The organism is Clostridium pabulibutyricum (assembly GCF_058242705.1).
In genome coordinates this window covers 17,872-30,234 of record NZ_JBZAYZ010000010.1, presented here as the reverse complement: position 1 = coordinate 30,234, position 12,363 = coordinate 17,872, and the positions used below count along the sequence as shown (strand labels likewise).

13 protein-coding genes and 1 other annotated feature are annotated in these 12,363 nt (G+C 35.1%); of the genes, 5 read left to right on the top strand and 8 right to left on the bottom strand.

Annotation, left to right across the window (positions count from 1 at the left end):
* Positions 1 to 80 precede the first annotated feature (80 nt).
* Positions 81 to 257: an HTH domain-containing protein gene (locus AC4CVH_RS11245; protein WP_490787851.1), complete on the top strand. Its 177-nt coding sequence runs from the start codon at positions 81 to 83 to the stop codon at positions 255 to 257.
* Between the two features lie 728 nt (positions 258 to 985).
* On the opposite strand, the gene AC4CVH_RS11240 is transcribed toward AC4CVH_RS11245, so the two are convergent.
* Positions 986 to 2,164: a M20 metallopeptidase family protein gene (locus AC4CVH_RS11240; protein ID WP_490787850.1), complete on the bottom strand. Its 1,179-nt coding sequence runs from the start codon at positions 2,162 to 2,164 to the stop codon at positions 986 to 988.
* Between the two features lie 20 nt (positions 2,165 to 2,184).
* Positions 2,185 to 2,700: a tryptophan transporter gene (locus AC4CVH_RS11235; protein WP_490787849.1), complete on the bottom strand. Its 516-nt coding sequence runs from the start codon at positions 2,698 to 2,700 to the stop codon at positions 2,185 to 2,187.
* A 113-nt stretch (positions 2,701 to 2,813) separates the two neighbouring features.
* Positions 2,814 to 3,062 (bottom strand) — a binding site (T-box leader).
* A 965-nt stretch (positions 3,063 to 4,027) separates the two neighbouring features.
* Here AC4CVH_RS11235 and AC4CVH_RS11230 point away from each other — a divergent pair.
* The 3 genes from AC4CVH_RS11230 to AC4CVH_RS11220 all read left to right on the top strand — a co-directional run bounded on the left by AC4CVH_RS11230 (position 4,028) and on the right by AC4CVH_RS11220 (position 6,871).
* Complete coding sequence (locus AC4CVH_RS11230) at positions 4,028 to 4,978, top strand: DUF4097 family beta strand repeat-containing protein (RefSeq protein WP_490787848.1); 951 nt, start codon at positions 4,028 to 4,030, stop codon at positions 4,976 to 4,978.
* A gap of 113 nt (positions 4,979 to 5,091) precedes the next feature.
* Entirely contained in the window at positions 5,092 to 5,793 is a 702-nt protein-coding gene (locus AC4CVH_RS11225; RefSeq protein WP_490787847.1) for a response regulator transcription factor, read from the top strand.
* Complete coding sequence (locus AC4CVH_RS11220; RefSeq protein WP_490787846.1) at positions 5,783 to 6,871, top strand: sensor histidine kinase; 1,089 nt, start codon at positions 5,783 to 5,785, stop codon at positions 6,869 to 6,871. The genes AC4CVH_RS11225 and AC4CVH_RS11220 overlap by 11 nt, the downstream gene beginning before the upstream one ends.
* A 205-nt stretch (positions 6,872 to 7,076) precedes the next feature.
* Here AC4CVH_RS11220 and AC4CVH_RS11215 read toward each other — a convergent pair whose 3' ends face one another.
* From AC4CVH_RS11215 to AC4CVH_RS11190, 6 genes are all read right to left on the bottom strand, one after another.
* Positions 7,077 to 7,580 carry an AAA family ATPase gene (locus tag AC4CVH_RS11215; RefSeq protein ID WP_490787845.1) on the bottom strand — a complete coding sequence of 168 codons (504 nt, stop codon included), beginning with the start codon at positions 7,578 to 7,580 and terminating at the stop codon, positions 7,077 to 7,079.
* Positions 7,577 to 8,248 carry a class I SAM-dependent methyltransferase gene (locus AC4CVH_RS11210; RefSeq protein WP_490787844.1) on the bottom strand — a complete coding sequence of 224 codons (672 nt, stop codon included), beginning with the start codon at positions 8,246 to 8,248 and terminating at the stop codon, positions 7,577 to 7,579. The genes AC4CVH_RS11215 and AC4CVH_RS11210 overlap by 4 nt, the downstream gene beginning before the upstream one ends.
* A 3-nt stretch (positions 8,249 to 8,251) precedes the next feature.
* Complete coding sequence (locus AC4CVH_RS11205; RefSeq protein ID WP_490787843.1) at positions 8,252 to 8,812, bottom strand: TetR/AcrR family transcriptional regulator; 561 nt, start codon at positions 8,810 to 8,812, stop codon at positions 8,252 to 8,254.
* A 110-nt stretch (positions 8,813 to 8,922) separates the two neighbouring features.
* On the bottom strand, positions 8,923 to 9,105 hold the full coding sequence (locus AC4CVH_RS11200) for a hypothetical protein (RefSeq protein WP_490787922.1): 183 nt from the start codon (positions 9,103 to 9,105) through the stop codon (positions 8,923 to 8,925).
* The gene (locus tag AC4CVH_RS11195; protein ID WP_490787842.1) at positions 9,042 to 9,905 is read right to left on the bottom strand and encodes an ATP-binding cassette domain-containing protein; all 864 of its coding nucleotides are present in this window, start codon (positions 9,903 to 9,905) and stop codon (positions 9,042 to 9,044) included. The genes AC4CVH_RS11200 and AC4CVH_RS11195 overlap by 64 nt, the downstream gene beginning before the upstream one ends.
* Positions 9,906 to 10,337: 432 nt before the next feature.
* On the bottom strand, positions 10,338 to 10,715 hold the full coding sequence (locus AC4CVH_RS11190; protein WP_490787841.1) for a methyltransferase family protein: 378 nt from the start codon (positions 10,713 to 10,715) through the stop codon (positions 10,338 to 10,340).
* A 553-nt stretch (positions 10,716 to 11,268) separates the two neighbouring features.
* On the opposite strand from AC4CVH_RS11190, the gene AC4CVH_RS11185 reads away from it, so the two are divergent.
* Positions 11,269 to 12,237, top strand: coding sequence for a helix-turn-helix domain-containing protein (locus AC4CVH_RS11185; RefSeq protein ID WP_490787840.1), 969 nt, complete (start codon positions 11,269 to 11,271; stop codon positions 12,235 to 12,237).
* Positions 12,238 to 12,363: the final 126 nt, after the last annotated feature.

The window sequence follows — 12,363 nt, the reverse complement described above, 5'->3', positions numbered from 1 at the left end:
ATCACCTTAAAATTTAGAAAACAAATATCAAAAAACGTTTCAGTTATGAAACGTTATATTTTTATAAGGAGACTTGATCTATGAGGATCCAGCGATTGCAGGGGATACTTTCTATTCTTGCAACTGTTGATAAAATCACAGTTCAGGAACTCGCAGATCGGTTTGAAGTATCCATGAGAACAATTTTCCGGGACCTGGATATGCTAAACTTGTACCAGAGCATGGAGCTGATATTTTTTCTCAAAGTCAATATGTGATAAACCTTTCATCTTGGTTCAGTAATAGTATCACTCATAAGAAGTTAACTGCACTCCATCAGGCAATTTTCAATCGAATTGTTTCATTTGAAATATTGGAAAAGTAATTTCAATTAAGAACTATATCTAACATTGAATTTAAAAGCAATTATGGATTGAATCTTTTTTCTTCAGAATACAAGGAAGGTTTCTTTGAAGTTATCCTGGAATATGATATTTCTAAAGAATTTGAGCTTACAAACAAATAGATGCTTCCTTTTTTGAAAAACCTACTTCCAAAAATCTAATCACTCAAGAATTCACTTCTATGCTTCAGAATTATCGTGGACAGCAGATTTTATCTTTGAAATAATAGATAAAGTACGTGTTGTCTCCCCTCCTGAACTTTTTGATGAAGTGAAGCAGCGATTAGATAAAATCAACTCCTATTATAAAAGGTGACATATAGTTGTCACCTTTTATTCTGTAGAATATCAATAAGAAAGGTGGTAGACACAAGATGAAAAAAGAAGTATTAGTATTTATTTTTAATGGATGTGCTGATTTTATGGCTGAAAACGGATACTTGGATCAAAATTGAAGCGCAGGCTGTCTGCGATTCAAATATAATTACGGCTAATGGCTCTGCGGCCAATCTGCAAGCAGTATCTACAGTAAAAACAGAAAATTGGCACTTACACCGTCTTGGTAAACCTATAGGCGGTGTTTAATATATTTGATTCCTATTATCACATATTATTTTCTAAATATCTTGCGGCACAGTGCGCATATAAAGCCGTTCCCAGTGGTAAAACACTTTCATCTACTATCATGCCAGGATTGTGCATAGAACAAATATGACCTTCTTCAATGCTCCCGGCACCAAGATTAATCATAACAGACGGTACCCGTTCTGCAATGCTTGTGAAGTCTTCTGTACCACAAAGAGTGTCAATTTCTTTTACATTTTCTTTGATACAGATTTCTCTGCAATAGCTTGAAATTTCTTCACTAAGAATTGGGTTATTATATAAAGGTCCAATACCATATACAAACTCCACAACTGCCTCTCCTCTAAAGGTTGATGCTACAGATTCACTGATTTCTTTTATTCTCTTTTTTAAAAAGGAGCGGCTTTTTTGTGTAGTAGCGCGAATAGACGCTTCAATTACCGCATTTCCAGCTAAAGTATTAACTGTATCTCCACCTTGTATTTTTCCAACAATTAATACAGCATGGTCAGTACAAGGAATTTCTCTTGAAATAATTTCTTGCAGGGAAATAACTACATGGGCTGCAATATTAATTGCATCTATACCTTTTTCCGGAGTGCTTCCATGAGAGTTTCTGCCATTTATAGTAATACGAACAGCATCACCTGAATATAAGGCAGTACCTTTTGCATAAGTTACAGATCCAACACTTAAGCCCTGGTATCCAACTTTAACATGAACGCCTATTGCGGCATCTACTTTGGGATTTTCAAGTATACCTGAGGATATCATGTCATTTGCGCCCGCAAGTAATTCTTCTGCAGGCTGAAACATTAATTTAACTGTTCCCTTTAATTTATTTTCATTTTGTTTTAGTAGTTTTGCTGTTCCAAGCAGCATTGCAGTATGACAATCATGACCACAGGAATGGCAATTTCCATTTGTTGCAGCGAAGCTTAAATTAGTTTTCTCTTTCATAGGGAGAGCATCCATATCTGCACGAAGCAATACTGTTTTACCAGGATTCCCGAGAGTACAACTTATTCCTGATTTTCCAACCATATGTGGCTTTAAGCCATATTTAATAAGTTCTTTCATTACAAAAGATATTGTTTTTGGAAGTTCAAATCCTATTTCTGCATAATTATGGATCTTTCTTCTTATAATAACAAGCTCATCATTCATTTCTAAAGCTTTTTTATAATATTCATTCATATAGTATCTAACCTTTCTTATTAAAATTCTTTAACGGCAGCTCTTTTTAATGCTGTATTTATAACATTATATAAAATTAAACTCAATACAGTATTTATAATACATGCTGGAAGAACTACGGTAACCAGCAATACATTTAACTTTGTAGGTAAGCCAGTAGTTATAAGTACTAAGAATAAAAAGGTGGTTCCACTAATGAAGGTGCCTAAAGCTGAAATTAGAATAATCTTTATTTGATTATTCAATTTATTTCTGATAGGTTTTAATAATAAAAATAAAATATTCACTGTTATTATTTTATCTATAAAATTTGGTATTTGTCCACCTGGAAATGTTGTAGTACCAGCTGCTAATATACCTAGAACTATTCCAGACGCAATACATGTTTTATAATCATTGTTAAAAAGTATTATGATAAACAGCATAACCAATCCTGTACCGGGCTTCATTCCAAAGAATACTGGCGGAATAATCTGAGCTATTATAGTTCCAATGGCTAAAAATAGAGAATTTATAATAATTTTTTTTAAGTTCATAATTTACATCTCCCTCGATATATTAAACATTTTTTATTTAATATTTGAAAACCTCCGGAAGTTAACAAATAATTTTATATTTTAAAAGAATAAAAAAAACTCCATCCTATTACTAATAGGACGAAGATATCCGCGGTACCACCTAAATTATGCTTAATTAAAAACATCACTTGAATTCAGACACTAACATGTCCTATCCATTGTAACGTATGGCTAACGGTAACTACTACTCTCCAAATAAATTTGAATTTCGGTTTACTCCTCTAAGGTCCATTCGCTATTAGTTATTGTGCTGGGATCACACCTCTTCCAACTCTCTTTAACTAAACTCAATAGTTACTCTTCCTTATCAAAGGATTAAATATTGTTTACATGATATTACTTTATAATATGTTTGTCAATACATTTTTAAATTTTTTAATCTTAATTATGGTTGAATTGCGATAATGTACCTGTGGTAAGCTTCAAAAGCTCCAAAAAAGCACTGGCTTTTTCCGCCCTGTATCTTATCTTGGCCTAATCTTCTGCTTGGAATGAAATTATAGGACTTGGAGAAATTTAGTAATATCAATAGTTTGCAGGCGATCTGCAATCAATATTTACACCAAAAAACTTAAAATTAGCAAACAATCGACAAGGGGGAAAAACGCATGGCAAAAGACAAACCCCCTGCCCCGGAACCGGAGCCTCCAAAGAAGCCGCCGCAGGAGAAGACGGATGACATCCTCAACTACGACGATATGGACGATCCGGATGCATTTGCATAAAAGGGTACTTAATAAATATTTAGAGAATTCCTTACATTTCGGTATTTTTTTACACCTATAAGCAATTTCTTTTGAGTCGGATCATTTGTATTCAATAGGTTTATCATATTCATTGTTGATACCGACTTATCTGCTCCAAATCGGCTTTCAAAAGTACTCTCTAATAATCTGAAGATAAGATTACTGCTGCAGTATATTCCTTCATTGAAAGCAATCTATGGAGTTTTCACAAGTGCAGTCAGTACATTACAAACCCTTGTTCCGATTCTGTCCGCCCTGTTCAAGTAATGATAGCGTGATATGGATTTTTTTCTCACCGATTGGATTACCAAATGGCTCAAAGGCGTGCTGATCGACGGCATCATGGGAAATCTCAGCGGTGTTTGACGTGGCGCAAAACGTTGTAAATCAATCGGCAAGGCTGATTAGAAACAGCACAACCGTGGCTTATTTAAGATGTATGTTATGAAATTGTAAGAAAAAAGTTAAAATTTAATAGCCAACTTATTATATACTAGAAAACGTAAAGAGTCTGGCAAAATAATATTAAGGAGAAAAATATGAAAAAGTATACTATCTTAAGCATTTTGGGGGGTATTGCACTTGTGGCCATCGTTTTGACAATTCGCATAAGTAAGGTGAACCTTACCATCAATGGAATAACGGCGGGCGATAATAGCCAACAGAAGATAACAAATGTGAATCTCTCTGATTTTAACGCAATTGTTTGTGAAGTCGCCGAGGCAAATGTAAAGGTCATGGCAGGAAACAACTATTCCATCAAGATTGTTAATAATGATAAAAGTAGAAAGATAAATTATCAAGTATTAAATGGCAAACTAACCGTTAATGACCAAACAAATCGGAGCGCAAAAGTTGATGTTGATCTGAACTTAAATGGTGACTATTCATCAAATACTATTACGATAACACTTCCTGCGGATAAAAGATTATCGTCTGCCAATATAAAAACAGATTACAGCAATATTGATATAGACAATATTACTACGAATACGGTTTTGCTGAATACTCAAGATGGCACATGTACAATCGATAAGATACAATGTGATACATTTGCAGTTTCAGACAGCAACGGAAAAATTCGCTTAAACAATATTGTGTCAAATTCGGTTAACGCAGTAAATAAAAATGGTGACATTAAGTTATCTAATTGCAGCGTGAATGATTGCTACTTAAAAAACGATAATGGTGCTGTTGCAGCTGATAATTTAACATCCTCGGGTCTTACGGTCAAAGATATGGAAAGAGACATTTCACTTTCAGGTAAGTTTAGTGGTGTAACCCGTATCGAATCTGAATCTGGCAAAATCAATCTTAAAACAGATTTACCCGAAAAACAGTACGATATAAGCGCAAATAACCAAGATGGCACTATTTATGTGAATGGTAAGGCAGCAAGCAGCAATTATACAAAAAGCAACGACGCCACAAATAGCCTAGGCGTTACCAATAAGTATAACGATATAAAGCTGGACTTCAGTGCACAATGATGGGAAAATCGATTCATCTCAAATAAAGTGCAGATTGTGCGGCTTAAAGGTATAACACATGGCAACAATCATGTGTTATACTTTTATGGATTTAATATTGGGAGGGAAGCCATGTGGATCAGTATAGAATACTTATTATAGACGATGAAAAGGAAATTACCGAGCTCACTGAAATATACTTAAAAAATGAAGGCTATCATGTCCTTAAAGCTGAAAATGGGCTTGTGGGGCTGTCTATCTTGAAAAGAGAACCTGTACATTTGGTCGTGCTTGACATTATGATGCCTGGTATTGACGGCATAGAGGTCTGCAAAAGAATTCGGCAAAACATGAATATTCCCGTTATTATGCTAAGCGCAAAATCACAGGATATGGATAAAATAATTGGCCTTACCATAGGCGCTGATGATTATATGACGAAGCCATTTAATCCATTGGAACTTTTGGCAAGAATAAAATCTCAGCTCCGCAGATATCTTTATCTCAATTGTCCTGATAATACAAAACATGGAAAAAATATAATTAAACTCAGTTCATTAGCAATTGATAAGGATAAGCACGCTGTCACGGTATATGGAAAAACGGTAAATGTTACGCCTACAGAATATAAAATACTTCTCCTTCTTGCCGAAAATCCCGGCAAGGTGTTTGGTGCAGAAGAAATTTTCGAAGCGGTCTGGAAAGAGAAGTATTATGAATCAAATAACACTGTAATGGTCCACATGTGGAGATTAAGAGAGAAAATTGAAGAAGATCCCAAAAATCCTAAAATTGTGGAAACTGTTTGGGGAGTAGGTTATAAAATTGAAAAATAAAATTTCTGCTATTGGTTTTAAATTGATTCTGGCATCCTTTATAAGTGCCATTCTGGCTGGCTTGTTCATGTTTTTCCCCTGCCTTGTTTTAATTGCCACATCCGCAAACCATCCATTTGCTGTTTTCTTTATTAAGCATATCATTGCGTTTTGTGTGCTTATGTTTATAATCTATCTGCTTTTCTTTGTCTGCATCTTTTCCTTTATTATTAAAGATGGCTTGCGCTATCTGAAAGAAATTACAGAAACTCTTGATAAAATTTCAGATGATAATTTGAACATAGAAATACCGTTAAAGAGTTCTGATGAACTTGGGAAGTTAGCTTCTTCAATTAATAGCATGTCAAAAAGATTAAAAATTCTGATTGAAAGTGAAAGAAATCGGGAAAAATCAAAGAATAAGTTCATCACTAATATTTCACATGATTTAAGAACTCCACTGACTTCAGTACTTGGCTACGTCGAACTTATTTCAAATTCAAAATATAGCAACGAAGACGATTTAAGGCATTATTCTGAAATTGCTTATAAAAAGTGTCTTGGTCTGAAAAGCCTAATAGACAATCTTTTTGAATTTACAAAATTGAGTAATCCCGAAATAAAGGTACGAAAAGCAATTATTAATTTGGGAGAATTGATTAAGCAGGTTCTGATTGGTTTTATGCCTGAATTTTGCAAGACCGGTATGGAATACAGGCTCAATTTCAATGAAGCAAAAGCCTTTATAAATGCAGACCCAAATCTGATTGTTAGATTGTTTGATAATCTTATCAGTAACGCAATTAAGTACGGAAAAAATGGAAAGTACATTGATCTAGAACTTTGTCATGAAGGTAAAGAAGTTGTTGTCAATTTAATCAGTTACGGAAATCCTATACCGGCGAAGGATTTGCTAAATGTTTTTGAAAAATTTTATATGGTTGATTATAGTCAAAATAATGGAACAGGACTTGGCTTAGCAATTTCAAAAAGTATTGTTGAAATGTTTAATGGAAAAATATCAGTGCACAGCAGTGGCAACCAAACCATCTTTAAAATAAGATTTATTGCTGAAAGCAATACAAAAAATTGTATGTAAACTTTGACAAACAACTAACCAGTGAGGTTGTTATCGCAAAATAGATGGACGAGGTAATACTATTGACTTGTGATGCAAGGGTGAACTCCATAAGAGTTTGAAAGCAAAACAGAATTCGTACGAAAAGTTTTTATAAAACTATAAAAAGCGGTTTTTTTATTGCCGCAGACGGCAGTTTGGATATCTTAATTTGTGTAATACCCCTCTAATTACCGATAATTTCTATTATTTTCTTGGCTACCTCAACAGGTGAACTATTGCTTACATCAATGTGAATAGTATTCATATCTTGATATAATGGAAGCCTATCCAAACTCCTCTGTAGAACGTAAGATGTCCTTTCACCATCATAAATAGCTCTCTTGATTCTCCGAGTGAGTGCCTCTTTTGAAGCAGACAGCGTGATCTTGTATACCTCAACATTTGTCAAATTTAATTTTTTCAACAAGCCATTTATGATGGATTCCTGATGCATAACCCAACAGAATATTATGTTTTCATACTCTGAGCAAGATAGAAAACTATTTATGAGAAAGCAAATATTATTTTCTACCATATGCTTTGTTTCATCTGTAACTCGAAAGGGATTCATATACCAACACCAATCACCATCCAAAAATGCACTTGGCTGCAGTAAGCCGAGAAGTTCTTTGCAAGTTGATGTTTTTCCGACTCCCATTGTTCCGTTGATAAAAATTAGTCTCTTCATTTTTTCTCCTGTTTTGTTGCCAAAAGCATAATTGTGTTATCAACACCCCATACTTTTTCAACCGATTGAAACCTGGATTGGGTTAATAACGATATCTCATGTTCTGTCGTAAAAGGAATATCATAGTGATAGAGATTTTCTGTGAGGTTGTGATCCGTCAGAAACTTTTCTCTCTCCGATAAAAAATGCGCCTCTATGTCGCTGTCGTTGGAACCAACCATATAATCACATTCAATAAAAATCCCCTTACTTTTCAGACAGCGGTAAATATCAGTGTAGAGCTTCAGTTTCTGCGAATGCGTAAAATGATGAAGGGACATGACCGATATCACGGCATTATATTTTTCTTCCCCCATATCAACAGCAAAATAGCTGCCATTGATTAGATTGATTGAATACTTTGAATATTTTACAGCCAGTCTTTCCAGCATTTTATCCGCAAGATCAATACCCGTTACATCCATCTCTGGAAATTTCTTAAAGATAGATTCCAATTCTAATCCGGTTCCGCATCCTAGATCCAATAATGTTTTTGTATGATCTGGAATATATCGAGCTATTTCGCGATAGCATTTATCCCCTCCGTCAATATTTTTAATCTGTTGAGCGTCATATATTTTCGCTCGTGTGTTAAAGAAAGATTTCATTTTTTCTGGTACTTGGCTCATTTTTTATTCTCCTATTTCAATAGAAAATCGCTTGAAAGCATTTTTTATTAGTTGAACGACTTCTTTCGGCGGTAAATTAATATCATCTGACACGATCTGAGTTGCAATTCCATGTGAATAGAGCCATACATCCCGAAATAAACTTCGAGCTTTCTCTAAGCTAAGTCCCGTTCTTTCTTTGGCATTCATAATGGAACGTTGGTTCCAATCCGCATCAATGATTTCTTCGATACTTTTTCCCGCACAATTCTTATCCATAAAAAGAGTGTTGAATATGTTCTTTTCTTGTCTTGCAAATTCAATGTAAGCAATTCCTTGCGTCAGCAGGCGGTTTTCATCGCTCATTCGGGTTTCCATAAATGTGTTATAATATAAGTTAAGTTGAGTAATGACATCTTGTTTAAGAGCATCCATATTTTCATAGACACGAAATAAAGGTTTCGTCGAGCAATTCAACTTGGAAGCAATACTTCTGGCATTTACATTTTCCATGCCCTGTTCTCGTACCAAGGAAATAGTGGCCCTCAAGATCTCCTCTTTGTTGGTCGTTGGCTTTGGCGGCATTTCAAAATCCCCTTTATATACTATAATCTAGACTGGCTCTCAAAGAAAACAAGCTATGCGTAAATTGATAACATATGTTGCGCAACATGTGTTATCATTATATCAAATATTTATATACTGTCAATAGGTCGCAGCCCGCTTGGGCTTTTGAAATAAAAAAATTGAAAACTTCCCCTTGCCGCCGATAATCCTTTTTCCAGCAAAGCGGCCAATGCGGATGCCTTATCTTTTAATTGTTCCGGTGTCCATTTGAAAATCCCCGGATCATATAAAAAACAGTAAACTGATAAAATGATTTCTGCTGTCTCTTGTGGTTTGTCACAGCAAAATAATTTTTCTTCCACTCCTTGAATGAAATATTATGTAGATCCACACCTCCCAATGTAATCATGCCACTAGTTACGTCCCAAAATCCAGCAATCAGTTTCGCAATTGTTGATTTACCGGAACCGGATGGTCCCACAAGAGCTGTAACGGTTTCTGGTTTAATCTCTAAGTTGATGCCGTGTAGAATTTCCTCTTTTCCATAGGAGAAATGAACCTGTTTTAATTGAATTTCTTTACGATTGAGTAAACTTTCATCTTTAGGACGAATCAATTCAGTTTCATCCAATATACTGGCTATCTCTCCTACATTGGTATCTACAACTGCTAAGTCATCAACAAAAAACATTGCGGCAATCAGTGGACTAGTAAGACCTAATGAAAGCAAAATCACTGTAAGAAAAATTCCTGCAGAGAAGCTTCCTTTAGACCATAAAAATAATCCAGTAGGCAATACCGTAATTAGTACAGACGGAATGATCGCCTGCCACATACACATGAACTTTTGATTATGTCGCATCCAATCTACATAATAGTGGGCGTTATCTTCTACTGCACTAGAATATCGTTTGTAGGAACCTGCAGATTGGCTAAATGCTTTGACAACTTGAATACCGCCTACATACTCGACAATTGCATTTGCCATGCGACGGCCAGCCTCGATTGCTCCTTTCCAATGAGCAGCATAAGTTTTACTGCTTTGAGCAACAAGGATAAGGCCGATCACCGTAGTAACAAGCGCCGCCAATCCCATACGCCAGTCCAGCAAAAAAATATATGCTGCAAATAGCAATTGGGGCTAACAAATTCGATGTCATTTCCGGTATCAAATGCGCTAGCGTATGCTCCATTCCCTCTACCCGATCCACAATAGTGGTTTTATATTGTCCGGATGGAGTGTCAAGAACAGTTCTCATAGGAACTCTAGATCATTTACTCAAAAGTGCTTTTCGCAAATCACGCAGAGTATAATAAGTAGCTGTATGGGATAATGTAGTGGAAACACTGGAAAATAACGCTCTTCCTATATAGCCGCATATGGCAATTGCATACCACAAGCCACACCGATAACAGCAAGAAAAATGGATGCAACAAAACTGTTATGATAATTTTTTGCCCAACTTCATAACATGGCAAATGATGATGATTTTTTTCTGATTCCAACTTAAGTACCTCCTCGGCATATAAAATAATCTAAACTTTAATAAATTCCAGGAAAAAGTCTATATTTTGTTTGGAAACAATATTGTTTAAACTCCTCTTGAAATTGCGCTTCCAACACCTTTTCCTCAACGTTAATTCTGATGCCATAGCAAAACAAGCGAATTACAAATGCTGACAGAATTCCAAGTATGTGACGATAGGCAAAAGTTATACCCAGCAAGCTGATAATGCTGCCTGTATATTCAGGGTTTCGGACAATATGGTATAATCCAGTTTTTATCAAATGCTGGTCGCTTGTTGTCTGTGCGGAAAGAGTAAAGCTTGTTTTAATGTTAAAACCGCAGTACAGCGAATAAGCACACCTAAAACAATAAAAATGATGCCTATATAAAAGCTGAAATGAGGCAACAGCCAATTACGCATATAAATTGGTACATCTTTACCTCTGAAAAAAGATCCCGCCATGGCGCTGCAACACCAACCAATAATAATCAGCCAAACGGTACCTTTGTCAAAAGTTTTTCGTGACTCATTGTTTCCTCTAGAAGTAAAAAACTAAATACCACATTCTGAAAGAAGAAGCAATCCCAATGCCCACAATAAAATATTGTATTCAGTCATGTTTGCAAATTCACTAGGATTATCCATTTTATTCTTGTACCTCCTCGTATTTATGGTTGTTTTATCACAAAACAACAAATATTTTTTTATTTAGGTTATTCGGAAATTGAAAAGAAATTTGATTTTTCTATTGTATGCTTTTCAAGAAAACGACCTCCTTCTTTTGGATTATACTATGGTTTTGTTGAATTTTATCAGCTGATCTGTTATAGTTTAACTGATAAGATATTGAACCCTGTTTCGTTATTTACTTTACAGTATCAATGTGAAAGAAGCAATATGGTAAATGCATATTTGTTGAATCATGATATAGAAATGTTGAATATGGATATAAGAGGTGTGTTATTATGGAAAAACCAACGACTGAATTGATGGAACCTTGCCTTTTTCAATGGGGTTTTCATCAATGTTCTTATAAAGATTCATTAAATTTAGAGGGAAAGTTCTATGAGCTATCGGAAGAGTTGGGTGAGGGCTATTATTGGTACTATGAACGTAAAGGAATGTTTGCAATAGGTGTTATGAATCTGCGATTACATAATGATACTATTGTAGAATATAACCAGCCGGATTTTATCTCTGTAACTTACTTTGATACCGTATCAGCTGAAGAACTGAATCCATATAAAAGATTAAGCGCAAACTGTATCAGTGGACACATATCAGATGGAAATTTTTTTCGCGCACGTTTTCATAAGAGTGTTCCAATTCATGGAGTTGAATTAATGCTTATGCCAGAGTATTACCATGAAAATCTGGAGCAAAAATGTCAATATGAATCATTTGATTCTAAAACGGCCTTTTCAGGTATAAATGGTGTTTCTGACTTTCCGGAATTAGTATTATTGATGCGGCAAATTCAAGTATTTCGTGGAACGGGAGTATCTGCACATCTGTTTTATGAAAGTAAGGTTGAAGAAGCCGTGTCTTTGATTATAGAAAAAAATAAAAAGTCAACCGGTTTTGTTCCAGATGGAGAATTGTCAAAAAAAGATTTGCAAAATTTAGATGCTGTAAAATCTTATATTGCAGACCATTTTGCGTCTGAAATTCATGCAGATCAGCTTGCTAAAATTGCCTGTATGAGTCAATCTAAACTTCGCTATTCTTTCAAAAATACATATAGCCATACTATCACGGAGTATATCCAGTACCGAAGAATGGCCCATGCAGAATATTTGCTTCTTGAAACTGATTTTCAAATTTCTCAGATAGCAAAGGCAGTCGGATACAACCATGCTGGAAGATTTTCAAGTTTATTTCAAAAAAACACAGGCCTGCTCCCAGAAGAATACCGACGTGTAATAAAAAAATAAGCGTATCGTACTTAAAAACCGAATAGCAGAGAATGAAAGAATTTTAATGAGATTTGTTCTCAACCACATGAATGGAAGGTAGCCTAAACCATCCTGGCGCTTTTGGATGCCAAATAGGCAGAGAGC

Bases quoted from the DNA above. Each gene is read 5' to 3' on its own strand.
- AC4CVH_RS11185 (WP_490787840.1), top strand. From the start codon at position 11,269: ATGGAAAAACCAACGACTGAATTGATGGAACCTTGCCTTTTTCAATGG.
- AC4CVH_RS11230 (WP_490787848.1), top strand. From the start codon at position 4,028: ATGAAAAAGTATACTATCTTAAGCATTTTGGGGGGTATTGCACTTGTG.
- AC4CVH_RS11215 (WP_490787845.1), bottom strand. From the start codon at position 7,580: ATGAAGAGACTAATTTTTATCAACGGAACAATGGGAGTCGGAAAAACA.
- AC4CVH_RS11240 (WP_490787850.1), bottom strand. From the start codon at position 2,164: ATGAATGAATATTATAAAAAAGCTTTAGAAATGAATGATGAGCTTGTT.
- AC4CVH_RS11205 (WP_490787843.1), bottom strand. From the start codon at position 8,812: ATGCCGCCAAAGCCAACGACCAACAAAGAGGAGATCTTGAGGGCCACT.
- AC4CVH_RS11235 (WP_490787849.1), bottom strand. From the start codon at position 2,700: ATGAACTTAAAAAAAATTATTATAAATTCTCTATTTTTAGCCATTGGA.
- AC4CVH_RS11210 (WP_490787844.1), bottom strand. From the start codon at position 8,248: ATGAGCCAAGTACCAGAAAAAATGAAATCTTTCTTTAACACACGAGCG.
- AC4CVH_RS11245 (WP_490787851.1), top strand. From the start codon at position 81: ATGAGGATCCAGCGATTGCAGGGGATACTTTCTATTCTTGCAACTGTT.